The sequence below is a fragment of the Pelodictyon phaeoclathratiforme BU-1 genome (assembly GCF_000020645.1).
Classification (GTDB): domain Bacteria; phylum Bacteroidota; class Chlorobiia; order Chlorobiales; family Chlorobiaceae; genus Chlorobium; species Chlorobium phaeoclathratiforme.
Map to the genome: position 1 here is coordinate 996464 of NC_011060.1, position 22545 is coordinate 1019008.

23 protein-coding genes and 2 pseudogenes are annotated in these 22545 nt (G+C 47.4%); 8 read left to right on the forward strand and 17 right to left on the reverse strand.

Features of this window, described 5'->3' with window-relative positions:
- Positions 1–6: 6 nt before the first annotated feature.
- A complete protein-coding gene (locus tag PPHA_RS04740) occupies positions 7–990 on the reverse strand; it encodes a helix-turn-helix transcriptional regulator (RefSeq protein ID WP_012507738.1) in 984 nt (327 codons plus the stop codon).
- 170 nt (positions 991–1160) lie between these two features.
- Between PPHA_RS04740 and PPHA_RS04745 the strand changes: the two genes are divergently transcribed.
- Positions 1161–2015 (forward strand): ADP-ribosylglycohydrolase family protein, encoded by an 855-nt coding sequence (locus PPHA_RS04745; RefSeq protein ID WP_012507739.1) that lies wholly within the window; start codon positions 1161–1163, stop codon positions 2013–2015.
- Positions 2016–2176: 161 nt separating this feature from the next.
- Here the strand turns inward: PPHA_RS04745 and PPHA_RS16210 are convergent, their stop codons facing one another.
- From PPHA_RS16210 to PPHA_RS04765, 4 genes are all read right to left on the reverse strand, one after another.
- Positions 2177–2908 (reverse strand): hypothetical protein, encoded by a 732-nt coding sequence (locus PPHA_RS16210; protein WP_012507740.1) that lies wholly within the window; start codon positions 2906–2908, stop codon positions 2177–2179.
- A 96-nt stretch (positions 2909–3004) separates the two neighbouring features.
- Positions 3005–3472 (reverse strand): hypothetical protein, encoded by a 468-nt coding sequence (locus tag PPHA_RS04755; protein ID WP_012507741.1) that lies wholly within the window; start codon positions 3470–3472, stop codon positions 3005–3007.
- A 188-nt stretch (positions 3473–3660) separates the two neighbouring features.
- Positions 3661–4242 carry a DUF4339 domain-containing protein gene (locus PPHA_RS04760; RefSeq protein WP_012507743.1) on the reverse strand — a complete coding sequence of 194 codons (582 nt, stop codon included), beginning with the start codon at positions 4240–4242 and terminating at the stop codon, positions 3661–3663.
- A gap of 154 nt (positions 4243–4396) precedes the next feature.
- Positions 4397–5080, reverse strand: a complete 684-nt coding sequence (locus tag PPHA_RS04765; protein ID WP_012507744.1) for a hypothetical protein — start codon at positions 5078–5080, stop codon at positions 4397–4399.
- An 891-nt stretch (positions 5081–5971) separates the two neighbouring features.
- Here PPHA_RS04765 and ltrA point away from each other — a divergent pair.
- From ltrA to PPHA_RS04785, 3 genes are all read left to right on the forward strand, one after another.
- Positions 5972–7213, forward strand: a complete 1242-nt coding sequence (ltrA, locus tag PPHA_RS04775) for a group II intron reverse transcriptase/maturase (RefSeq protein ID WP_012507238.1) — start codon at positions 5972–5974, stop codon at positions 7211–7213.
- A 310-nt stretch (positions 7214–7523) separates the two neighbouring features.
- Complete coding sequence (locus tag PPHA_RS04780; RefSeq protein ID WP_223293988.1) at positions 7524–7856, forward strand: type II toxin-antitoxin system VapC family toxin; 333 nt, start codon at positions 7524–7526, stop codon at positions 7854–7856.
- Positions 7849–8055, forward strand: coding sequence for a hypothetical protein (locus PPHA_RS04785; RefSeq protein WP_012507745.1), 207 nt, complete (start codon positions 7849–7851; stop codon positions 8053–8055). The genes PPHA_RS04780 and PPHA_RS04785 overlap by 8 nt, the downstream gene beginning before the upstream one ends.
- 207 nt (positions 8056–8262) lie before the next feature.
- On the opposite strand, the gene PPHA_RS04790 is transcribed toward PPHA_RS04785, so the two are convergent.
- Complete coding sequence (locus PPHA_RS04790) at positions 8263–9483, reverse strand: ISL3 family transposase (RefSeq protein WP_012507746.1); 1221 nt, start codon at positions 9481–9483, stop codon at positions 8263–8265.
- A gap of 551 nt (positions 9484–10034) precedes the next feature.
- Between PPHA_RS04790 and PPHA_RS04795 the strand changes: the two genes are divergently transcribed.
- Positions 10035–11570, forward strand: coding sequence for a HEAT repeat domain-containing protein (locus tag PPHA_RS04795; RefSeq protein WP_041526431.1), 1536 nt, complete (start codon positions 10035–10037; stop codon positions 11568–11570).
- A gap of 40 nt (positions 11571–11610) precedes the next feature.
- Positions 11611–12126 (forward strand): YbjN domain-containing protein, encoded by a 516-nt coding sequence (locus tag PPHA_RS04800; RefSeq protein ID WP_012507748.1) that lies wholly within the window; start codon positions 11611–11613, stop codon positions 12124–12126.
- A gap of 20 nt (positions 12127–12146) precedes the next feature.
- Here the strand turns inward: PPHA_RS04800 and rhuM are convergent, their stop codons facing one another.
- The 7 genes and pseudogenes from rhuM to nadS form a co-directional block, all read right to left on the reverse strand.
- The gene (rhuM, locus tag PPHA_RS04805; RefSeq protein ID WP_012507749.1) at positions 12147–12992 is read right to left on the reverse strand and encodes a RhuM family protein; all 846 of its coding nucleotides are present in this window, start codon (positions 12990–12992) and stop codon (positions 12147–12149) included.
- On the reverse strand, positions 12989–13732 hold the full coding sequence (locus tag PPHA_RS04810; protein WP_012507750.1) for a Fic family protein: 744 nt from the start codon (positions 13730–13732) through the stop codon (positions 12989–12991). Before PPHA_RS04810 ends, rhuM begins: the two co-directional genes overlap by 4 nt.
- 11 nt (positions 13733–13743) lie before the next feature.
- Positions 13744–14577 (reverse strand): HAD family hydrolase, encoded by an 834-nt coding sequence (locus tag PPHA_RS04815; protein WP_012507751.1) that lies wholly within the window; start codon positions 14575–14577, stop codon positions 13744–13746.
- A gap of 12 nt (positions 14578–14589) precedes the next feature.
- Positions 14590–14718 (reverse strand): annotated as a pseudogene (locus PPHA_RS16720) (DUF2188 domain-containing protein); the annotation flags it as partial.
- Between the two features lie 90 nt (positions 14719–14808).
- Positions 14809–15678, reverse strand: coding sequence for a DNA damage-inducible protein D (gene dinD / locus PPHA_RS04825; RefSeq protein WP_041526695.1), 870 nt, complete (start codon positions 15676–15678; stop codon positions 14809–14811).
- Positions 15679–15893: 215 nt separating this feature from the next.
- Positions 15894–16395 (reverse strand): annotated as a pseudogene (locus tag PPHA_RS04830) (N-6 DNA methylase); the annotation flags it as partial.
- A gap of 1 nt (position 16396) precedes the next feature.
- Entirely contained in the window at positions 16397–16684 is a 288-nt protein-coding gene (gene nadS / locus PPHA_RS04835; protein WP_012507754.1) for a NadS family protein, read from the reverse strand.
- A gap of 683 nt (positions 16685–17367) precedes the next feature.
- Between nadS and PPHA_RS04845 the strand changes: the two genes are divergently transcribed.
- A complete protein-coding gene (locus PPHA_RS04845; RefSeq protein ID WP_012507756.1) occupies positions 17368–17625 on the forward strand; it encodes a DUF2281 domain-containing protein in 258 nt (85 codons plus the stop codon).
- 82 nt (positions 17626–17707) lie between these two features.
- Entirely contained in the window at positions 17708–17899 is a 192-nt protein-coding gene (locus tag PPHA_RS15015) for a Txe/YoeB family addiction module toxin (protein WP_263053223.1), read from the forward strand.
- Positions 17900–17934: 35 nt separating this feature from the next.
- Here PPHA_RS15015 and PPHA_RS04850 read toward each other — a convergent pair whose 3' ends face one another.
- From PPHA_RS04850 to PPHA_RS04865, 4 genes are all read right to left on the reverse strand, one after another.
- Complete coding sequence (locus PPHA_RS04850) at positions 17935–19047, reverse strand: chlorophyllide a reductase iron protein subunit X (RefSeq protein ID WP_012507757.1); 1113 nt, start codon at positions 19045–19047, stop codon at positions 17935–17937.
- Between the two features lie 10 nt (positions 19048–19057).
- On the reverse strand, positions 19058–20062 hold the full coding sequence (gene bchC / locus PPHA_RS04855) for a chlorophyll synthesis pathway protein BchC (RefSeq protein ID WP_012507758.1): 1005 nt from the start codon (positions 20060–20062) through the stop codon (positions 19058–19060).
- Positions 20063–20077: 15 nt separating this feature from the next.
- Entirely contained in the window at positions 20078–20551 is a 474-nt protein-coding gene (gene bchF, locus PPHA_RS04860; protein WP_012507759.1) for a 2-vinyl bacteriochlorophyllide hydratase, read from the reverse strand.
- A 109-nt stretch (positions 20552–20660) separates the two neighbouring features.
- Positions 20661–22355 (reverse strand): ABC transporter substrate-binding protein, encoded by a 1695-nt coding sequence (locus PPHA_RS04865; RefSeq protein ID WP_041526433.1) that lies wholly within the window; start codon positions 22353–22355, stop codon positions 20661–20663.
- Between the last annotated feature and the right edge of the window lie 190 nt (positions 22356–22545).

The window sequence follows — 22545 nt, forward strand, 5'->3', positions numbered from 1 at the left end:
AGATAGTCAATGGGGATTCTCATAGATCTTTTGTGTGCACCTCAGCTCCTCCCTGATCATCTCCCGCAGTTCTGCCGGTTCCAGCACCTCGGCCTCTTTTCCATAACGCATAACCCAGTGCATCAGGGCATCGAGAGCGCCGACCCGCATCTTCAGAACAACCGATCCCTCCTCATGCTCTTCGATCTGCTGGGTTGCATGCCAGCGGTGCTCGCTGATCCATTGCGCCTGGTAGGCGGTGAACCGGATGGCCACATCATGAATGCGCTCCTCATGAATTTGCTCGAAGCTCTCCTCGATATAGCGGTCAATGGAAAATGATGCAGGAATGGTGAAATGCTCTATAGTCAGCGATACCTCCCTGATGCGGCTGACAACAAAAGAGCGGATCTCCTGCCTCAGTTCACAATATCCAAACAGCGACCAGTTTTCCTTTGTGTGAGAAAAATGCAAACGATAGGGATGCACAACCCGCTCCGTTTCCTTGCTGTTCCAGAACGCCCGGTAGGCAAGATTGAGCTTCAACTTGTTGCGGATCGCATCTTCAATGACGGCAAAAACCCGGTTGTCAATTGATGCCAGTGAAAACGATTCAAAGGAATAGATTTCGGAAACCTGACTGGCCGACAAGGTTCCCGGCAGATACTGCAGCACCTTGTCAAGCGCCCGGTTCACCTCCTCATAGTAGGGAGTGCCCTGATATTGCGATAGCACCTTTCTGGTAACAATCAACGCCTCAGCCTCCTGACGGTCAAGAATGGTTGAGGGCAGAAAGCTCCAATCCTTTTTCGAGTAATGGAAACCGTTTTTTTTGCTGTCGAACTCAATCGGCGCATGAAGCAGGTCGCGCATGTAATCGATATCTCGCTGAATGCTTTTGGTTGAAACCTCGAAATAGCGGGCAAGCCTGGTGCAGTTCGGCCAGGTCTGTTCGCGAAGTTGCTGGTCGATATACTGAATCCGAACCAGCGGCGGTCTCGATTGCTTCATGGTATCAGCTTTTCTGTATGAGTGAACGGTAAATATCACAAAAAGTAGAGAAACTTTTACCCGTATGACAGCTTTTGTCTCACCCTCATGCTTATCATAAGAAGAAAGGGAGGGGAATAATATAACACCCGCCTGACTCTTGAAAGATTAACAACGAACAATGATAAACCATGAACAGAGATGATGGAGCGATCATCGATCGAGCAGAAGGGTGTATGCTTGGTCAACTTGCTGGCGATGCTTTAGGGAGTTTGGTGGAGTTTCAGTCGCCCGGTGAGATTCTTCGTCACTATCCCGATGGAGTCAGGGTAATGGCCGATGGCGGAACGTTCAACACCCTTGCCGGTCAACATACCGATGATTCCGAAATGGCGCTACTCCTTGCCCGTTCCCTTGTAAAAAGAGGCCGCTATGATGCTGAAGCTGTACGCAAAGAGTATCAGTGGTGGGTTGATTCTGAGCCATTTGACATGGGGAATACTATTTATCAGGCCTTTCATGGAAAGCGGAGTTTTACAAGCGAGGCAAACGCCTTAACCCATTCCCATCGTCTCTGCGTGCAGGCAAATGCGATTTTTGCAATGGCAATCGCTCACGCTATCCGTACCGGATCAAAGCCAGAGGAGCTTTATGCTGCAATGCTCTCATGGATGCAGAAAATGGATATTGAACAAAAACTGAGTGATGCTATTCACCGTGCTGCCGACAAAAAGCCTGCTGATTACGTCACTCTGCAGGGTTGGGTTCTTATCGCGTTCCAGAATGCACTCTACCAACTGCTTCATGTCTCAAGCGTTGAAGAGGGGGTGGTCAACACCATCATGCAGGGAGGTGATACCGATACCAACGCGGCAATTGCAGGCGCACTCCTTGGCGCAGTACATGGTCGCACATCCATTCCGGAAACATGGATCATGACGCTGCAGAATTGTCGACCTAAATTCACGAATCCCAATGTGCATTGTCCCCGTCCGGAATGCCTGTGGCCAATTGACGTTCTCGAACTTGCCCGTCAACTGCTTTAAACCATAAAAACAAGGTCGATCAAAGCTCCAGGCATCAAGGCGCTGAGGCAGGCGGGGAGGTGGTGAGGGGAAGTTTGCTTTGAGGAGGCAGAGACAAGTTGCACAATAATCATTGTAACAATATTGTAGTTTGACTTCGTCGTTACCGGTGCTTCACGATTTTATTGCACAGCTTCCTTGTGGGTTGTCGCGTTATGCGTTTTTGTGATTGTTAGCGAAACTGTATCTTCGATCTCCTTGATGATTCTTGTTGGCGCGACCATAAAAAGTAACATTTCAGCTAAATAAGGTTTGCTGCCCGGACCATAGATCTCGCACGCAAAATGCTTTACAAGTCCACAGTAGCTATGAAAGGCTTCCTTGTGAGATAAAAAATTGAACTCACGTTTTGTGAGGTTGAATATTGTTTCCATATCATATTTTGACAAATTGGCGCTACGCCCTATAGGTTGCCGAAACAGTTTGGATGATTCTGAGTGATTGAAAAGCAACCAGTTAAGGGTGTAGATGGCGCGCGAGTCATAAATCGCATATTCATCAGGGTTTATAAATGAAGCAACCTTGGATAGAGACGAGATACATTCAAAGGAGTTTCTGGTTAGCGTTCCCTTGTTTAGTTCATCCAGAAACTTTTTAATTCGAAGGTCGTTTCTTTCATTTCTTCTGAATGACCCAATGCCACCCCAGTTTTGGATTGCCCAATAGTGGCTATCTAAACTGTCGTCGCCAAGGATTTTCTCGCGAAAATTGTCTTTAAGATAAATGTTTTGTAAATAGCTGTCCTTGTATTCTGCTGGAATATCAATCGGACAATCAGTTGGAAATCCCCACTCATATTGATTTAGTGGTGATTCTTTTGCTATTTTTTTAAGTGCGTCTATTAGATTGCTCATTGGCATGCTCTTGTTCTATGGCCGATAACATTTTTTAGATTGATCTGCCTAATTCAGGAAAAGCAGACGTTTTTTTGTAATAGAAGCGTCGATAGGTCATAACCCTAAAAGATCCCAGCGGTCAAAGTATTTGTTGTTCGGGTCAGCAAACTTTCTCATTGGCGTATCTTGATGTTGCTGTCCATTTCTACCTGGTGTATTAAGCCAGTGCGAGTGGTTTCCCTTTGCATATTGCGCGACTTCCTTACGAGGTGCGATATAATACTCAGGAGCACATAGACCGTCAATGCTCACAAACACAAAAAATAGATTGCTTGCCATGTCATTTTCTATTTTTTGATTGAGTATCCAGTCCTTGCGATTACCTTGACTTGTTTTTACCTGAATTCCAACGCTTTTTGTTGCATCAGCATTGGAAGCTATAATATCAATGCCTCTTGTATTACGAAGAGTTATTGATGCAACATATCCCCTTCGGGATAATTCTGCAGCAACAAAATATTCTCCAGCCACGCCGCATAATCCAGCAGTTAGCCGAATAGGTTTAGATTTTATGCTTTTCATATTGGCTTTAGATATTAAATAAAAGTATAAACTCTCAACAACAACTCAATCGATAATGGAAGACGCCCTGCAGATAAATATATACATAATCATGTTTGCGATGCTTCCATAAACATAATATCTTGCAGTATCGTATTGACCCACGCAATTTTCAGCATCAAGCGCATCGCTAAAACTCGCACTGCTCATTATGTTCCAGCCAAAATCAATACAAAGCAAACAATCCATACGATAAAATACGCCTGATTGTGTTTGAGGGCTTTTGCTCGTTGATAGAGATATACCGGAACGAGCCATACCCAGCCATGAAACCTATTCGTGTTCGTCCCTGCCTTTTTGAGTTGCATCTCATCCCAGGTAGCCAGAGCTATGTTCAAAATAAGCGTGATATACCAAAACTCTCCTTTGGAAACGGCTCTTTCCACCAGATACGAATGGTACTGTGAGTCAGAATACACCGAGCCAGCAACAAAGTACTCCAACATATATCCAAGTATCGGGCCGAACGCAAGAACCCAAATAACCGTGTTTTTTACATACTCCCCGGTTAGGGGCGGAGGCATACTCTCATCAAGGTGCGACCGCAATTCAGTATTTTCAATTTTCATCCAGTCTGCGAATCCCTTTTTCCAGACCACCGATCCTTGAGACAAGGTTCCGCTTTTAATGATGTTTATGATTTCGTCCTCAGAAACCCCACCTTTACGTTCTCCACCGCTCTCATAAAACCAAAGCTTATCGTTCGGGGAAGATTGTTCTGTTGCTGTCATAGCACACCTCTTCTTTATTTGATTATCTGATAGCGATTTGTATCTATTGTATTATGATTATTGTCGTTAACATTGTTTGTATTGATCTGCCTGATTCTAAAAAAGCAGTGCTTGCTCCAGAGTGAAAAGAAGCAATTCCATCATCAAAAGTGCGTTATTTCCTTTCAGCAACAATCAATTTCGCGAGAGTCAAATGGCCGCCATCCGGGTAACCCCATCGTTCAACAAGCTGATATTTCTTTACCAAATCCAGGTAATCACCACATTCACCATTGCTTCCCATACTGTCATAAAACATAAAGGCAGGGAGTCCGCCCTTGTTTTGGAGAAGAACACGTTTCAGCTCCTTTGGATAATCACGATAATTGCCTCCGAACCCAATTCCGGAGCGGACATGTACCAGACATTTCGGGGCAATATTTCTTCGGGAAAACGCCGAAATAAATGCGGCGATTGCTTCGCAGCAGGCAAACATGAACTCAAACGTCTCGGGCCCATGATCACCGAAAAAACCATCCATGCGTTTGAACCGACAGAGAACCACAAAGGGATCAGTCCATTCAAAATGAATTCGTGAAATGGTGTTGTCATGCCTTTGTGCCATATCTTTCCAAGTCATTTCGAACACTTTCTTGGGACTTAATTCCTCTACCGAATCAAGCTCATAGCCTTTGAATCCCTGCTCGTTAAGGGACGTGTCAAACTGCCTGCGATCTACGGAATAGTCCGCATAAAAGAATCGCTGAAATCTTTTGCCCAAAAACTTAACCGGTACTCCGTGCAGTGATGAGCAAGGATAAAAGACGCATTCACTGAGAAACTTGTCGATTGTATTCATCTGTAGCTTTGTTACGCTGAACTTTGCTGAAACTGATCTCCCTGCGGAATGGAGCGACGACCTGATGTTGTCCAACTGGCGCAGTCATTACTTCATGATACACTCGATGGTCAGACAAAAGCTGTCATAGGGCTCCTTAATAATCAGTTATTTTCAGATATCCGGTTTAAATCCACCCTTTTTTTCGGCTGAGGAAGCGCGATACATCCTGCAGGAGACGGCTCAGCACATCCTCCTTGGTGATTAACGACAAATCCGCAAGCAGTCCGAGGAAGTGACGCCAACAGCTACCGGTGGGTCATCGGGCTCAATTTTGTAGAGTTTGCATCTCTTTCTGCGAAGTGTTCCGTGCCGTTTTTTCAGTCTTTGATTATTGTGCGCTGTAGCCAAGCATTATAAGAGATGAGGGAAGTCCCCTCGCATTCGGCTTGCAGGAGCAGGGTGCAAACCACCGTAAGCGGCATTAGTCAAAAGCCCTTGTCGTGAGCGTTACGGAAAAGGCATCGTAAAGATGTCAGGTGTGAGCCAAGGAAGACGAGTACAAACAAACTGCCGTGAACGTGTCGAAAAGATTAAGATGACATCAAAACTGAAGGGAGTAGTTAATTCAGGAAAAGTTTGGCGGAAACCTGTTTACTGGCCAAGCGGTGTCCGGCATAAAGGCAGCGTGATCCTGGTTCGGGCTCTTGTATTGAACTACAGGAACCTTCGTTGGCGATGCAAAGGGAAAGGCGCAAGTGTAAAAAGCGAGGCCGATAATACCAATGCGCCATCAAGGGACGGAGCGACTCGTACGAGCAATGAAAGCCTTGTAATGAGGCTGGAGCAAAGGGGTCGCGTCATCTGGTCATACAGTCATGTCAACTGTGCAAACAGAAGGAGCTTTTCGGTATGACAAAGCCATATGAAATTTCCAAAGAACTTGTCTTGAAAGCGTATCAACAAGTGAAATCTAATGGAGGTGCAGCCGGTGTAGACCGAGAATCGTTACAGGCATTTGAAACAAAACTGAAAGACAACCTGTACAAGGTATGGAACAGGCTCAGTTCCGGCAGTTATTTTCCGCCGCCGGTAAGGGGTGTGGGCATTCCGAAGAAATCTGGAGGAGTGCGTATGCTTGGTGTTCCAACCGTGGCGGACAGGGTAGCTCAAAGCGTTGTAAAAATGGTGCTTGAGCCCATATTGGAACCAGTTTTTCATGAAGATTCGTATGGTTATCGTCCGGGGCGTTCAGCTCATGACGCTATAGCTGTAGTGAGGAAGAGAAATTGGGAATATGATTGGGTTGTAGAATTCGACATCAAGGGGCTGTTTGATAACATCGATCATGAGTTGTTAATGCGCGCTCTTCGGAAACATTGCCAAACTCCTTGGGTTTTTCTTTACGTAGAGCGGTGGCTAAAGGCACCGATGGAGACCCCGGAAGGTGAGCTGATAGAACGGACAAAAGGAACGCCCCAAGGGGGAGTGGTGAGTCCACTGTTGGCGAACCTGTTTCTGCACTATGCGTTTGACCGGTGGGTGAGCGAAAATCTACCCGGTGTGCCGTTTTGTCGGTACTCCGATGATGGCGTTCTTCACTGTAAAAGCAAGATACAGGCAGAGCTGGTAAAGCGAAAGATTGGTGAGCGTTTTCGTGAGTGCGGATTAGAGTTACACCCTGATAAGACGCAAATAGTGTATTGCAGGGATAGCAATCGCAAGGACGAGCATCCAGTAAATCAGTTTACATTTCTTGGTTTTACCTTCTGTTCACGGGAAGCCAAGAAGAAAGATGGAACTTACTTTATTGGGTTTCTGCCGGGAGTAAGCCGGGATGCACTGCGACACATGCGGCAGACGATCAGAAGGTGGAAGCTACAGCTCAAAAACAGCTTGGAACTTGCGGATTTATCAGCACAGTTCAACCCGATACTGAGGGGATGGAAGAACTACTACACGCGATTTTACGGTTCAGCAATGGCTCCGGTTTGGCAACACATGAACTATTACTTGGCACACTGGATGATGAGAAAGTACAAGCAATTGAGTGGGCACAAAACCAGAGCAAGCAGAAAACTGCGACTTCTGGCGGAAGAGAATCCAAACTTATTTGCGCATTGGAAAGCGGGGTATACCTCGATGGCTAGATGATGGGAGCCGGATGAGCGGGGACGTTCCTGTCCGGATCTGCGAGGGGCTGGAGGTGAAATTCCTCCGGTCTACTCACCATTATTTACCTTTGTTACGTAAGCAATTGTAGTCAAGAGGAAGCTCATCAGGGTAGGCAAATCAGCAAAAAGCATCGCTTTAGATGAAACCGACAGTATATGTGGAATCGTCAGTAATCAGTTATTTAACATCGCGACCAAATCGGGATGTCATAATAGCAGGAAGACAGTCTGTTACGCTTGATTGGTGGTAAAATCAGCGACACAGATTTGATCTGCGGATTTCCGTTCTTGTGGAAGAGGAGATCAGCAGAGGTGATTCATCAGCCGCACAGCAACGGCTTGATAAAGTTACTGAAATCCAGAGCTTTTTAATCTCAGATGAGGCAGTCAGGATAGCTGATTTGCTTTTGGCTGAAAAAGCAGTACCGAAAGGAAGCGAAGAAGACGCTTTGCACATAGGAATTGCCGTAGCACAAGGTGCGGATTTTCTTTTAACATGGAATTTCAAGCATATAAACAATGCTGAAAAAAAGGCGGCCATTACTCGGCTTATTGAATCTGCCGGGTATGCATGTCCGCAATTATGTTCACCTGAAGAGTTAGGAGGAATGCAGGATGATTAATGATCCTATTGTTGAAGAGGTTCGTCGTTATCGAAAAGAGCATGCTGCACGGTATGGGAACGATCTCAATCGAATTGTCGAGGCATTGAAAAAAAGAGAGTGCGAGTCACATCGGATTCGATTAAATCCAGGGCCTAAAATGCTTATTAAAAAAGAGAGTGAGTGTTCCTGCGAAAGTGCAGCACCTCTTCCGCGATAACGTGTTGGCAAGATAGAGCAATTAATTAGGGGAAACAGAAATGCTGGAGCCCAGGGATCTGCGGTGAATGATCAATGAGGAATTGCGACTTACCAAAAAATTGCATAACGAGCCACGACCCACGCCCGGCATTGATCGGACGTGCTGGATAGCCGTTTCGGCTCTTCGCGCATTTTAATGGAAAAGAAATTTCATTTTACGGCACCCTCAGATTTTCATATCCAGTTTCCCACAGTAAAAGAGGATCCTTGTTCGATAGCTTTCGAAGCCTCGAAACCCTCGAGCAGTTGCTTTTATTAACTGGATTTTGCTGTTTATTCCTTCCGATATAGCGTTGCTGACTTGATGTTTGAAGTAATTGAGAATGTTCCCTTTATGACGTTCCATCATATCTTTCACTTTTATCAGTGGCTTCAGTTTTGTCTTGTCGACTAACTCACACCAGTACGCGAAAAATATCTCGCCCCTCAGTCCTGATGAGCAGTTCCAGAAATCACGAAAGATATTCTTCAACACCCAAGCCACACCGGTCTTAAATTCGCATGCTATCAACTCGTTAAACCGTGTTTTTTGGCTCTTGGTCATCTTTTCGGGATTTCGAAGCCAGGTGTATTTCGAGCCAACCAACCTTGTATCCCCATCTTTCTTCAGTTCCTGTGATTCCTGATGCCGAACCTTGTTAACTGCGTCATTAAGATATTTGCTGATGTGAAACCGGTCGTGAACAATATCAGCCGCAGGAAGGAGCTTATGTGTAGCTGTTGCAAAGGCTTGCCACATATCCAGCGATACCGACTTAACTGCCTTTCGTTGTTGTTTTGAAAGGGTTCCTAACAGCTTTTTCGTTGCTGTCAGTGTCCGATCCTCAATGACATCAAGTACTCGGCTTTTATCAAGATCATTGAGTATGGTGATGTATTTCTGGCCCGACCTGAAGCTTTTTTCGTCCATACCTACATGCACTACATCATCGGGCTCACGGCGTAGAAGTCCTCGCTCTACAGCACGTTTCATAATCTGATCCACAGCATGCCAATCAAGCTTGAGTATATTTGAGGCCGCTTGTACACTGGAACAGTGCTGGAGCAGAGCAACGGCAAAACCTTCAAACATGAGGGTAAAACGGGAATGGGGGGCCGCCCAAGGGACTGCTATGGTCTTCACACCACACGTTTCGCACTGACAACGGGGAATGCGTGCTATGATGATGGTTTCAAACTGCATGGTATCAAGATGCCGCCAACGTTGTTCAGGGGCCTTGTCATAGGCTTTCCCGCGCACCCCACATTGAGGGCATATTACTTCATCGCCTACAAAACGGAGGTGAACTTCTATCTTCAGACCAGAAACGGAAAGGTTGACATCATCGACCTCCCAGATGGCAGGAAATCCCAGTAATTGCTGGTAATGCTCGGTTAGTTTTTGCATCTTGGTGGTTAGGATTGAAATACTGCAGTCTACAATTTTATCCCATCATTCCACTAAATTATGCGGAGAGCCGCCTGTTTAGCTATTCGGGCAGTTGCATCAGCCAATCCATCACACTGAATAAATCGATAACGTGTTGTTTATTTCAATGCCGTTCATTCCATATCCGTAGCAAACGGAGTTCGCGTTGCCCCGTTCCATATCCAGTTGTTCTTTTTCCTGTAGCCAGCGACTCCATTTTTATTACGTTCCAAAACCTCCCGGAATTCATCCTGTACCAAGATGCCTTGCAACATCTTTGAATCTTCAGGCCTGCCAAGTGTCATGACATGAGCAAGAAAATGCGCCGGATTGGCACGTTCTTCCTCTGGTGTTTTAACTCACACAAAACAGCGAGCCACATTTTTAAAATATCAGGAGTACCAGGTAAAGGGTTCATGGCATCAGCTTTTCTGTATGAGTGAACGGTAAATATCACGAAAAAAATAAAGAAACTTTTTCCGGTATGACAGCCTTTGTCTAACCCTTGCGCTTATCATAAGAAGAAAAGGATGGTAAATATGGTAGAAGGCAATAATCAACAACAACCGGAAGCCAGTTGCTCTGCGGTAGAAAGGATTACCAGGATTCATGACATGGTGCAACAATGGAAAAAAGCACCCGAAAGAGTTGCACTCTTCATGCAGTTGGCACAGGATGACAGAAACGTGCTTGTCAGGCTTGAAGCCCTTGATAACCTGTTGACCGAGAGCAATAATGACCCGCAGATAGAGGCGTTTATCAAGCAACGGTTCCATGTTGAACAAAACGAGGCCATAAAACTTGCGATCATTTACCGCAATGACCGGTCGGATATGACACAGGCAATGATTCGGATGATTGCGGATACCGAGCAGAGCAGAGATGAAGAAGTTGCCGGAATACTTGAAAAAAGAGCGGGAGCGGATCTCTTTAAATCTTTCCATAATGGAGAACTGCAGTTTGATACCGAGGAATCAGTAGTCTATGAGTTGAGGCAGGCGTATCTGTTACGATTCGCCCGTGAACGAATGCACGAGCCAGATACCTTTGTGTGGCTCAAAGAACGGGCGGAGAACGCTTCGAGTGAGATTATCCGGCAGACAGCCCTGCATGAGATTGCACGAGGATGGTTCACCGTTCCGGGTACACTGCAGTGGCTGCAGCAGCGGGGCCAGCTTGATGAAGATCCTGGAGTCCGGACTGCTGCATTCGAGGAAATAGCACTGCGGTTTCCGGATTTACCCGGCGTTCTGGAATGGCTAAAGGAACGAGGCGAGCTTGATGAAGATCCTGGAGTCCGGGCTGCTGTATTCGAGGAAATAGCACTGCGGTTTCCGGATTTACCCGGCATTCTGGAATGGCTTAAGAAACGAGGCGAGCTTGATGAAGATCCCTATGCTCGTCATGCTGCACAGGTAACAATCAAAAATTATAGCTCTACGGAGGCAAAAAATATGGATGACACCAGCCTTCCTTTTGAAACGCTTGCTGCTCTGATTAATGCCGTTGATAACCCGGTCATACTTCTTGAAGGGCGCCGCTCGATTCCTGCTGATGCGTATGAGCAGGCCTCTGCTGCAGCACGGTTTCTTGCTGCAACATTTCCCCAAGCACGCTTCCGCTCAGGCAATGCGACCGGCTCAGACGAGGCATTCTCAAAAGGTGTTGCCGACGTTGATCCAGCCCGGCTGCAGGTGGTTGCTCCCTATGGGAACCATCGAAAAAATGCCCGATTTGAGGGCGCCACTTACCAATACCCCGACGCGCTTACGCTTGGTCAAAAAGAGCAAATCGTTGCCAAAACAATCTTTTCCTCCCCGAAATACTCCACATTGATGGGGCTGTCTGGCAAAACAGGCTCTCTTGCCGCCAAGGCCGACTATCTGCTCCGTGACACCATGAAGGTTGTCGGCTTTTCAGAAGAGTTCCCGAAAGTTACGGCTGCGCTCTTTTATGTTGATCCCTGCTACCCAATGAGTGGCGGCACCGGCCACACCATCCGCGTCTGCCAGAAAGAGGGCGTTCCGGTGGCGTTTCAGCATGAGTGGGCAAAATGGATAAGGTAGTCTGCCGCTATTATTGTCAATCAACTGTCACGGAGGAGTTATGCGTCTTGCAACACTTGTTGAAGAGTTTCTCGCCGATCTTGGCTGGGTAGACGGGATTGAGACCGAGGAACGGTTTGAGGGTGATGCCGGCTTACGGGTCATTACCGAAGTCAGGATCACCATAGAAAACCAGACATATCGGCTCTTTATCGACACCATTGAAAAGTCGCAATGGCTCATGCTTACTCTTTACCCGCCCTTCAAGGTGAATGAAGGAAAGTATGTTGATGCCTGTATGCTCTTCAATTATTTCAACAACAATTACCTTTATGGGGGACGCATAGCCGTTGACGACGATGGAACCATACGCTACCGTCAGATTATTGATGTCAGTGACACCGATCCATCAAAAAACCTGATCAAGAATATGCTGGAAAACGGCATAGATATGTTTGAACAGCATGCAGAAGCCATTGCCCTTGTTTCTCTGACAAAAAAATCCTACGAAGCCATCCGTGAGGATATTGAAAAGAAAGCAGAGATTGAAAGAGTTAGAAAAATGGGTGATCAGTGACAGGGTGATCAAAAAAAGCGTTATTTATTGAGTATGTGATTGAGCTGAATAATCGAATCGAGGCGCTGAATCCAATCCCTCATGTACATCGGCGTTCGCTGCTGCGCCATCACTTCCGCAAAAGCAAGGTATTGCTCCACCAGCAGGCCAAGCAACTTGATTTCACCTTCATTGAGATAATTTTTTGCGATACTCACATCGCCCTTGCGGAGAGGTACGCCCGTTTTGTCAAAAGATTGCATTCCCATCAGTGGCAGTGAAGCATCAGCACGGTGATAAACCAGTTCCGCTGCTGTCTGTGTACTGATTGCCCAGAGTAACTTATTCTGCACCACCTTGAAAAAGGCTATGGTGCTTTCAGCTCCGGGATCATAATCGATGCTGGTGGTGTAGATATCTTTGATCTTCTGGTAAAAGAAATGTTCCGACAACCGGATCTCGCGGATGCGTTCCTGCAGTTCCGTAAAATAGTTCATCGAACTGCCACTCTTGAACCGCTCATCATTCAGCAAAAAACCTTTTACGATATACTCCTTGAGCCGCTGCGTCGCCCATATCCGGAACCGCGTGCCCTGCTGCGATTTGACACGGTAGCCAACCGAGATAATCACGTCCAGATTGTAATATCGAACATCATAGCTTTTCTCATCTGTCGCAGTTGTTCGGAAATTCCGAACAACTGACTCTTCGTTCAACTCACCCTCTTCAAAGATATGCTTGATATGCTCGCTGATGGTTGCTTTTGACTTCTGAAAGAGTTCACATAGATGCGCCTGTGTCAGCCAGACCGTTTCATCATCAAGCCGTACATCTATTTTTATTCTACCATCAGGGGCCTGGTAGATAAGCAGGTCGGAGTTGGTCATTGATGTACTCCCAAAGCGTGCCAGTATGGTTTGAATCCTGCCTCGACAACCTCGGCGATCAGAGCCAGAAATGGCTCGTAATCCTGCTTCGTATGGGCGGCATCCAGAGCCTCGTAGTACTCCAGTCGCTTTTCTACCGGAAGAACCACTGGCGGATACCCGTCCTTCATCAGCTCAAGGTTCATCAAGAGGCGAGATGTTCGGCCATTGCCATCAGTGAAGGGATGGATTTTTACAAAATCGGCATGAACCCTTGCCGCTCGTTCAACTGGATGAAGCGAAGGCGCTTGTTCTTTGTACCAGTTGATGAACCCTTGCATTTCGCTTTCAACATGCAGGGCGTCTGGCGGGACGTGATCGGCACCGGCAATGATCACATTGGTTTTCCGGTACACACCAGCATGAGCATCATCGATATTCTTCAGGATCAACTGATGGATCGACTTGATCTTCCATTCCGTGAGCGGCTCATGCGGTTGAACCATCGCTTCAACATAATAGATGGCTTCCCGGTGATTGATCGCCTCGAAATGCTCCCGGATGGTTTTACCACCAACCGTTATTCCCTCAAGGGCAACTTTCGTCTCCTTGAGCGTCAGGGTATTGCCTTCGATAGCATTCGAGTTGTACGTCCAGCGCAGAACAAGATCTTCGTGAAGATTGGCAACAATCTCCGGCGGCAGCGGCCGGTAGGAGTCAAGCCTTTGTTTCAGCTTGTCGAGTATATTGAAATCAGGCATGAGAATCGTGTTTATATCAATCCAAAAATCTTCGATCGAGCTTCAACCTTGTCAACCATCGCCTTCACCGCCAGATCGATTATCTTGCCTTCACGGTAATCAGCAGGAGCAATGAGCGTCACCCTTTTGTCAAAAAGCAATTGCTCTGCGGCTTTTTTAGCTCCATTTTTATTTGAATTATACACAGAGATCGAATGTCCGCCCTGCTCCTTGACTAGCCTCATACAAGGAATATCGGTTTCTCCGTCTCCGATGAAAATCATGTTTTCAAAGGGCACTGGCCGTTCTTCGGGCAAGACATATCTGTTGATGACGCTGTTATCATACACCTCCAGACTGCCCTTGTTGATCCGGAAAAGGTACTGAGTTTTTGTGGTGTAGTTGATGGCAAGGGCTGGCCAGCGTGCGACACCGTGATGATCGTACATAAAACCTGAAGCGTAAATCGCCTTAAACTCTTTGACTATGGAGGTTCCCTCAACCATTTCCCTGAGACCTGACGAGACGATGTAGTGTTCGACCCGGATATTTTTCGCCCTGCCATACTCATTTATACGCTGAAACCATTCAGCCACCCCGAGAAAAAGTTGTATCTGCTCACCGTATTTGTGAAAATCACTCTTTCTTACCTGAACCTCTGCACTTTCAGCTTTTTTCAGCATCAGATACATATAAGCCAGAATCTGATCAGCATTCTGTTCCCGAGCATAGCACGATACCTCATCCCAGAAACCCTTTGATTTCATGCGAAGTTTTGGAATAAAATCATACTCCTGCATGTTACCCGGTGCCAACGTGCCATCGAAATCATAGGCAATCGCCATATTCACCAGTTTTTTTGCCATAATCGTTTAAGTCTATTTTTTATCCTTTGGTGGGCATTGATCGTTTCCATAGCTGGTTCCAGCCCTGATCTGGCCGTTCTATCCATGAATCTTTGTATCTGACTGCTGGTTTCTTGCGATAGTTTGTGCAACCTGAATGGCACTAATTTCTCAAGGCGTTTAACCTTCCAATCATTCGGAATGTTCATCGCCACACCTCCAAGCTGAACATTATCCGTTCTTGATTCCTCTCTATTCCAGTTCATTCATGCCTCCACCCAGCTTTTTCTCCGGGGATTGCGCCCGTCGCTCCAGTTTTTTCAGATCCTCTTCAGGTTTCGGTAAATCTTCGGGCATGGTACCGCCCAGTTCCTTGATGGTCTGGCGTACTTTTTTACCGACATCAAAATGAGTCTTGTTGGCCATGGTCTTTCCCTGAACATTTTCCCTGCGGAGTTTTTCATCTGTCTGCGTAGCACGAAAGAGATTGGCTGCCAACTCTGTGCTGCCCATATTATCGAGGATATGCTGACTTTTTTTCAGACCTTTGCGTTGATGAATGCCCTTGGCATCCAGTCCGCCATAAAGTCCCTGGTAACCGTGATTCTGAAAAATGGCAAAATCAAGAGTGGTTTCCACCCCCGCCTGTTGAGCAGTTTCCACCAATTGTTTGTTGTGCTCGCGCATTTCGTTACGAAGAAACAGGCGTTTTTCCTCCTCCTTGAGTCGCTTGAAAGCCTCATCGTCAGCCAACTCTTGCCGGCGCGTCTGGATAGCGAAATAGGTCTGACCGTTGGCGATAACAGGCTTGGAAGGATCGCTATTCTGCACAATCAGATAACAGGCATAACGGGAAAACGCATAGGATTCCATTTTGCGCTCAGCACCCGATCCAATCGGAACCATCTCGTGCATCTCCACGAAATGGTTTTCAACCGGTTGCCCGCTATTTTGACAAGCCCTTTTAGCTTTCTCAATAACCGGTAAAAAATTGCGAAATTCCGCATAATCGAGAATCTTGGCCAGTTGCCGAGCCATCCAATAGTCTGAGCCATTTCTACCAGTCTGCTTAATCTCCTCAAAAGTCTTGTAATGTCTTTTTTCTATTTCCTTGCTGCTCATGGCTGCATCTCTTTTTAAAATTAACAGTTGACTATAGAGAACGGATAACGGATAACCTGCTTTGGCAACGATACCAATGGAACCTGTTTTTTCTACCCACTGCTTGACTGATAACGCAAAACGATTTAAGCCTGCTTCGTTTTTAATTCCCTCGAATTCGGGGGAATTAAAACTAAACTGGTTAAATTCGATCCCTTTTGCCTTAACCGCTACAGTCATCGCTGAATCTCCTTGAGTTTTTCGGCCATCTTCAGGCGCACCTCTGCCAGCTCTTGTTCCAGCTTGTCAATTTCTGCCTGAATGGCATCAATATCAATCTCCTCTTCCTCTTCAAAGGTATCCACATAGCGGGGGATATTGAGGTTGAAATCATTTTCCAGTATCTCGGTAAAGCTGGCAATATGGGCATATTTTTCGACCTGTTCTTCGGAAAGGGTATTCTGATTCTTGCCCGACACAAACTCCCGACTGGCATCAACAAAGAGTATCTCCCTGCATGACTCCCTGTGTCCGCTTTTTTCCCTGGAGCGGTCAAAACACCAGTATGGCAACCGGAATGTTGGCGGTTGGAAAGAGATTGCCCGGCAGCCCGATTACTGCATCAAGCAGGTTTTCTTCGATCACTTTCTGACGAATACGCCCCTCGGCAGCGCCCCTGAACAGCACACCGTGCGGAACGACCACCGCAACACGCCCCTCTTTTTCAATCGCTGTATCATCAACTGTTCAACACCTGCAATACCGTGTCAGGAGCTTTTTTAACAAGATTCAGCAGTACCAGTGCCGGGCCGTGCGGTTTGCGGTCACCCCGTTCCCAATGCCTTAGCGTGGCGACATTAATGCCGAAGGCGGCGGCAAACTCATCCTGCGTCAGGCGTGTTTCCTGCCGGATACTTTTTACGTTTACAGGTTCGGGATGAAAAACCCTGACCGTGACCTTTTTCCCCTGCGAATAATCAACAGCCTCTTCCAATCCTTTTTTTATACTCTCAAATACGTTATCCATTTTTTTCCTTGTAGTTTTGAACCAAAAGTTTTGTTAGTCCGGTCAGATCATTTCGTTCTGATTTGCTCAAGTTCCCTTGCTCACTATTACTGAACGCCGATAACAGAAAACGCGGCATAGATGGGTTGTGGTAAAAATAGATGATGCGAGTACTTCTGCTTTACGGATGCATTTCGGCAGCTCTACAACGGTAATATTCATGCTCAATTATAATCCATTGGATTGGCTTTGTCAAAGAATTTCTTCAATGCGCAATCTTGTCCCTGCCCCGTAGCACGAATTTCCAGTCTAACAAAAACCTTCGTGTGATGAGACAAAACGCCATTCTTTCTGCTTCATACAGAGCCACTGAACGCGAATGATAACCATTTTCATTAGCATTGAACCGCACGTTTCCTGCGAAAGCGGGGTAGAGCCTTTGCTCACGCATGCTGCCTGCGGCTTTCATGAATTGCAGCGGGATGTGGTTTGAAGGCAAGCTGACGGAGTATGAACGCGAGTCAATAAAAGACGGCCTGACAAAGTATTGCGAGTTTGATACGATGGCTACGGTGATAATCTATGAAGCGTGGGTGGATTGGCTCAGCTCAACAATCCGGCAGGTATCGTTCTCTTTTTCTCTACCAGGCAGTAAAATTCGTTAAATTGCAGAAAGAATTTTGCATTTAGATCAAGGAGAGCTGATGACAACAGCAGAGAAAATATACAAGGCGGTTAAAGAGCTTCCGGAACCAATGCTTCATGAGGTCTTGGATTTTGCGGAATTTTTAAAGCAGAAAAACAAGACAAAATCATCACTGGCAAAAACAGCAAGCGATATGGACAGCTATTTTGCCAATCCAAAGGTCATCGAAGCAATTGAGCGTGGCAGAAAAGAGATCAAGGAAGGGAGAGTCACAATAATAACTGATCCCAACAACATATGGGAGAGTATTCTGTAGTCGTCTCTGAAGAAGCTCGGGATATTGGCAAAAAATCGGAGACAAATCGATTCTTCGAAAACTTGACCATATTTTCAGTGAGTTGGCTCTTCACCCGAAAACAGGCACTGGTAAACCAGAAGCATTGAAGGGAAGTTTGTCGGGTTGCTGGTCGAGAAGAGTAAACAAACAGCATCGGATTGTGTACGAAATCACTGAAAGTATGGTAACGGTTTTTGTGATCTCGGCTCGCGTCATTATGGCGACTCCTGACCGCAACATGTTTATTCCATGAAGTATAGCTACCCTGATTCCGCAGTTATGTTGCTGTTAGTTCTCGAAGAAAAGCCTTGTCAGCTCTTTCCGCGCACTTGCAAGCAACTCCCGAATCGCTGACTCCTCGCGCTGTGTCAGTTCGGCAATCTCGCCGATAGCTCTCTTTTCCAGCTCCACCATCCGGTAGACCTCCTGCTGTTCCGGGGTGAGCTTTTCTATGCAACGCGCCATTTTCAGGTCGTCACTTTCGAGGGAGCTTTTTGCCGCAACGGTTTGATTGCCGGAATCGCTTGCCTTTCTCCCGAAAAGCTCATCAGCGGTTGCCGGTTGCGGCGCATCATTACTGACCTCGCCGAAGAGGCGGACAAAGCCCATGAAGTCGAGGCCGACGGCTTCGCAGGGGGTGATGCGGTCGGCAACAATGTCCTGCGCGAGCTTGTGAAATTTTTCCCGGATTTCGGGCAGGCGGATGGCGAAGTCGAAGCTGTCGTCTTTGTCGCGGGCGTCGGCGTTGTAGGGCACTTTCATGAGTACCGTGATGCCTGCGGCCTCGGCATATCGTTCGGCAACGCCGCTGCCGTCATCGCGGTTGATGATGAGGCCGAGCAGGCGCGATTGTCCGCCGATGGTTCTGAAGTAGTTGTTGGCCTGGCAGATGTTGTTGGCGGTAAAGATGGATTGCCGGTCGTTGTTGGTGACCAGAATGACCTCTTCACTGAGTGAGCGGGCGAGGGGAGTGGCAAATCCTCCGCAGACGACGTCGCCAAGAAAGTCCATCAGGATGATGTCGATATCCCACTTGAAGATTCCGAGTTTTTCGAGCACGTCAAATCCTGAGATGATGCCCCTGCCGCCGCATCCCCGGCCAACCTGGGGGCCGCCAAGTTCGATGCCGTAAATGGGTTGGGGAAAGTCCGGAACGTCGCGGCGGAAGACGATATCGCTGATGGAGAGCTGCTCGTTCTGTGCGTTTTTTTCGGCGAAGATGTCAGTTACGGTGGGCAGCGAGATGCCTCCGAAGAGGGAGGTGGTTGAGTCGTGCTTGGGGTCGCAGCCGAGCTGGAGCACCCGCTGGTTCATCAGGGCAAAGGTGGCACTGAGGTTTGTGGTTGTAAAGCTTTTGCCTATACCGCCTTTACCGTATATCGCTATGGTTCTTGCTGCCATCCTGCCGTGTTTATGATTTTGCGGTGATTGGGCATCCTGCCTCCTCCTGTTGTGTTCCGGTTTTCCAGAGCAGAATCATTTTCATGCAGTCAGGATTGGTGAATGCCTGCAGATAGGCTTCCGTGATATCCTCTTCAACGGTATGTTGATGGGTGAAAATTCTTGCCGCATTGAGTTTTTGCTGAGCAATCAGCTCTCGTACCCGCTCAAGATCGCCTTTGGCCCACTGTTTGGCAGCAATGAAGGAGAGCTCTTTCTGAAAGGCCTGTGAGTAGTCGATGTTGATTCGCTGGTAATAGCCTCCAAAGATCACGGTTCCCTGAAACTTCAGAAAGCGGAGGCCGGTATCGATGGCGCTCATGATGCCGGTACTGTCGATCAGAACGTCGAACTCATGTCCGGCAAGGGCAGCGGCAACATCTTCTGTTTCAGGATTAACTTTCAGGTCAGCCGATGAGAGCTGCAACCTCTTTTTGTTGGGTTCGGTTGCCGCCACCAGTTTGGCACCCATAAGCTTTGCCAGTTCAGCGGCAAGAATGCCTACCGCTCCCTGACCAAGTACCAGCACCTTTTTGTTTTCAACCTGAGCCAGGTCAACAATGTGCAGGGCGGTTGCGCCAAGCGGGAGGGCGATGCCGCACTTTGGATTTTCGATGTTGTCGAGTACGGTTATGCTCTCGACCGGGCAGGCGATATATTCCGAAGCTCCACCGAAAGCAGCATTGACTCCTTCATAGCCGAATGAGCCGGCTACATAGGCGAATTTTCCGATCAGACTTTGGTTGACATGGTCGCCCGCCTGAATAATTTTTCCGACCGTTTCATATCCCGGAATAAAGGGAAAGATGAAGGGCCAGGAGGGAATCAGGCCATTATAGGCCATTTTTTCCGTGCCGGTGCTGATTGACGACCACCATGTTTCAACCAGCACATCAGTGGAAGAGAGGGATTTCAGGGTCACCTCACAGAGTTCAATCTGGCGTACACCGCTGAAGACAATGGCTTTTGCTTTCATAATGATTTTGGGTGATCAGGCAGCCTGGCGCTGTTTGAGCTTTTTTTCGTTGTGCTTTTCAAGAAGCAGACGGATGACAAATTGTGCCGCATTGACAAGATAACTGAGATAGGCAAGCAGCGCAGTCCAGATAAGCGTGCTTTCATCGAGCCCCATAAAGAAGAGGATAAAGTAGGACAGATGCACCACCATGGCGATGGCGCTGCCGAAATCCTCCCAGAAGAATTCATGAACAAAGGCAAATTGGCCAAAAACCTCCAGCTCAAAAAAACCTCCTGTCACAAAAATCAGGACAAGCATGAGGGTTTTCAGGGTGACAAAAAAGGTGATCCATGCGAAGTTGTCGATCCCGTTGTGGGATTGGTAGAGCCAGGTGACCGTAAGGCCGGCAAGAAACATGACGAACTGGATAGGTGCAAGGATTCCCTGTACTTTTGTCCAGACGGATGCATTTCTTCGTTCCAGTTGTTCAGGTGTGTAACGAGGCATAAAACAATGAGTTCACTGATGGTGGCGGAAATTCTTTAACTGCTTTGGAAAAAAGTAGTTGAATATAGTAAAAAACGGCACTGGCGGCAAACAGTGCCGAACTCTCTTTTTATTGCACGCTCCACTCCCATGCGTTGTAGAGCGTGGCGATAAGGTTGATATTGGTGTTTTTGACCCGGTTGTTTATTCCTTCAAGCTCATCGTAGTAGTAGAGGAAGCTTCTGGGCTGTTCATCGTGCAGAATTTTCTGATAGCTTTTCCAGAGTGCAAGGCTGCGTACAGAGGGCAGGGGACGGCTCAGCTCTCCGATAATGGTGTCAAGTTCCCTGTTCTGAAAGGCGGAAGAGTTGAATGGTCGATGGGCAAAGTCAGAGCCCCAGATAATAAGCTGGAAAGGGAGTGTTTCTGCAGCCATGCCTGAAAGGGCGGCATCGTAGCGGAACTCGTTCTGGTTTTTGTTGAAAATAAGGCTTTCGTCAAATTTCAGGTGGCACTCAATGCCGATTTCCCGGAGGTTTTGCTGAACAATGGTTGCTGCATAGTTGCGCCGTGGGTTGCCGACCGGTGCTGCAAGCTCAAAGGAGAATTTTTTGCCATTTTTCTGCAGGATACCGTCGGGGCCTGGTGCCCATCCGGCGGAGCGCAAGAGAGCGGTCGCTTTCTGAGGGTTGTAACCGTATGGGTCAAGAGAGGTGTCAGCAATTTCTCGGTAGGCTGGTGAAAGCGATGTGTTGACGATGGTGGCGTGCTCCGGCCCCATGAAGCCATCGATAATGGACTGCCGATCAATGGCAAGTGTAAGCGCCTGGCGCACCACTTTGTCGCCAAAGAGGGCGTTCGGCACCACTTTGTGACTGTTGCGCCAGCTCTCTCCGTCGATGTTAAGCCAGACGATACTGTCGAAATAACGGTTTTTGACGGGCTTGATGACAATTGAGGGTGAGCTTTTTACCAGCTCCCTGATATCTTTGGGGTTGATTCCTCCTGCCGAAATCATAGCATCGATCTGTCCTGATTTCAGCATGGCCAGACGGGTGGTGTATTCAGGTACAACCAGAAAAACCATGTTTTTTATGGTTGCAGGCCGGGGAAGATGTGAAGTGGGGTTGGTGACAAGTTCCAGCTTCGATTGGCGTGCCCACTCTTTAACCTTGAAGGGCCCCGCGCTCACTACCGGTATTTCAGCAGCTTTTGATCGGATATCGTCTGGTGAGTATGCTTTGAAGAGATGCTCCGCTACCGGCATTAAATCATTGAAATGGTCGAGCACAATTTCCTCTGCCATCGCTTTGCTGAAATGGAGTACAAGCGTGGAATCGTCGGGGGTTTCAACAGCGCGTTCGATATCAGCCGTTCCATCGGGAAGCAGCAGCAGGTCGTTGAGGTAGTGCTGCCGTGAACTGGCTATTTTGGGGTTCTTGTAGAGGGCATAGGAGTACTTGAAATCATGCGAGGTCACCTTTTTTCCGTCTTCCCAAACGGCATCGCTGCGTAAATTGAAGGTTGCTTTTTTTCCGTCACCGGAAAACTCCCAGCTTTTGGCCGTATTGGGCCGAAAGGTTATCGCCCCCTTTTTTTCATCGTAGGAGGGCTTGACCAGCGAAGGATAGAGCAGCGAGCACACCTCTCGTGACATGGAGAGCTGGATGAGCAGGGGATTGAGGTAGTCGAAGTCAGCCGAAACGCCGATAACAATCTGCTCCTTGCGGATCTTGTCGTTCTTCTGCTGGCAGGCGGAGATTTCGGCAAGAAGCAGAAGGATTCCTGCCACCGTGAGGATTTTTCGGATGATGGGTCGTCTCATTCCACACATGGATTGATGTTGATAATGCTGAACACAAGGTAGGGAAAACAATGGACAATTGACAATATGAGGGGTGTCAATGTTTACCCTGCTTCGTTATGGCTTGAGGGTGTGGGCAACCATTTCGTTTGACGGAGAAGGTGGTAAAAAAGAGGTTTTATTTGTCTGGCGCTGTTACGTTATTTGTTGA

Bases quoted from the DNA above. Each gene is read 5' to 3' on its own strand.
- PPHA_RS04810 (WP_012507750.1), bottom strand. From the start codon at position 13,732: ATGCCTGATTTCAATATACTCGACAAGCTGAAACAAAGGCTTGACTCC.
- PPHA_RS04740 (WP_012507738.1), bottom strand. From the start codon at position 990: ATGAAGCAATCGAGACCGCCGCTGGTTCGGATTCAGTATATCGACCAG.
- PPHA_RS04790 (WP_012507746.1), bottom strand. From the start codon at position 9,483: ATGCAAAAACTAACCGAGCATTACCAGCAATTACTGGGATTTCCTGCC.
- nadS (WP_012507754.1), bottom strand. From the start codon at position 16,684: ATGGATAACGTATTTGAGAGTATAAAAAAAGGATTGGAAGAGGCTGTT.
- ltrA (WP_012507238.1), top strand. From the start codon at position 5,972: ATGACAAAGCCATATGAAATTTCCAAAGAACTTGTCTTGAAAGCGTAT.
- PPHA_RS04795 (WP_041526431.1), top strand. From the start codon at position 10,035: ATGGTAAATATGGTAGAAGGCAATAATCAACAACAACCGGAAGCCAGT.
- dinD (WP_041526695.1), bottom strand. From the start codon at position 15,678: ATGAGCAGCAAGGAAATAGAAAAAAGACATTACAAGACTTTTGAGGAG.
- PPHA_RS04815 (WP_012507751.1), bottom strand. From the start codon at position 14,577: ATGGCAAAAAAACTGGTGAATATGGCGATTGCCTATGATTTCGATGGC.
- PPHA_RS04760 (WP_012507743.1), bottom strand. From the start codon at position 4,242: ATGACAGCAACAGAACAATCTTCCCCGAACGATAAGCTTTGGTTTTAT.
- PPHA_RS04745 (WP_012507739.1), top strand. From the start codon at position 1,161: ATGAACAGAGATGATGGAGCGATCATCGATCGAGCAGAAGGGTGTATG.
- PPHA_RS04845 (WP_012507756.1), top strand. From the start codon at position 17,368: ATGACAACAGCAGAGAAAATATACAAGGCGGTTAAAGAGCTTCCGGAA.
- bchF (WP_012507759.1), bottom strand. From the start codon at position 20,551: ATGCCTCGTTACACACCTGAACAACTGGAACGAAGAAATGCATCCGTC.
- rhuM (WP_012507749.1), bottom strand. From the start codon at position 12,992: ATGACCAACTCCGACCTGCTTATCTACCAGGCCCCTGATGGTAGAATA.
- PPHA_RS04785 (WP_012507745.1), top strand. From the start codon at position 7,849: ATGATTAATGATCCTATTGTTGAAGAGGTTCGTCGTTATCGAAAAGAG.
- bchC (WP_012507758.1), bottom strand. From the start codon at position 20,062: ATGAAAGCAAAAGCCATTGTCTTCAGCGGTGTACGCCAGATTGAACTC.
- PPHA_RS04850 (WP_012507757.1), bottom strand. From the start codon at position 19,047: ATGGCAGCAAGAACCATAGCGATATACGGTAAAGGCGGTATAGGCAAA.
- PPHA_RS04755 (WP_012507741.1), bottom strand. From the start codon at position 3,472: ATGAAAAGCATAAAATCTAAACCTATTCGGCTAACTGCTGGATTATGC.
- PPHA_RS04765 (WP_012507744.1), bottom strand. From the start codon at position 5,080: ATGAATACAATCGACAAGTTTCTCAGTGAATGCGTCTTTTATCCTTGC.
- PPHA_RS04865 (WP_041526433.1), bottom strand. From the start codon at position 22,355: ATGAGACGACCCATCATCCGAAAAATCCTCACGGTGGCAGGAATCCTT.
- PPHA_RS16210 (WP_012507740.1), bottom strand. From the start codon at position 2,908: ATGAGCAATCTAATAGACGCACTTAAAAAAATAGCAAAAGAATCACCA.
- PPHA_RS04800 (WP_012507748.1), top strand. From the start codon at position 11,611: ATGCGTCTTGCAACACTTGTTGAAGAGTTTCTCGCCGATCTTGGCTGG.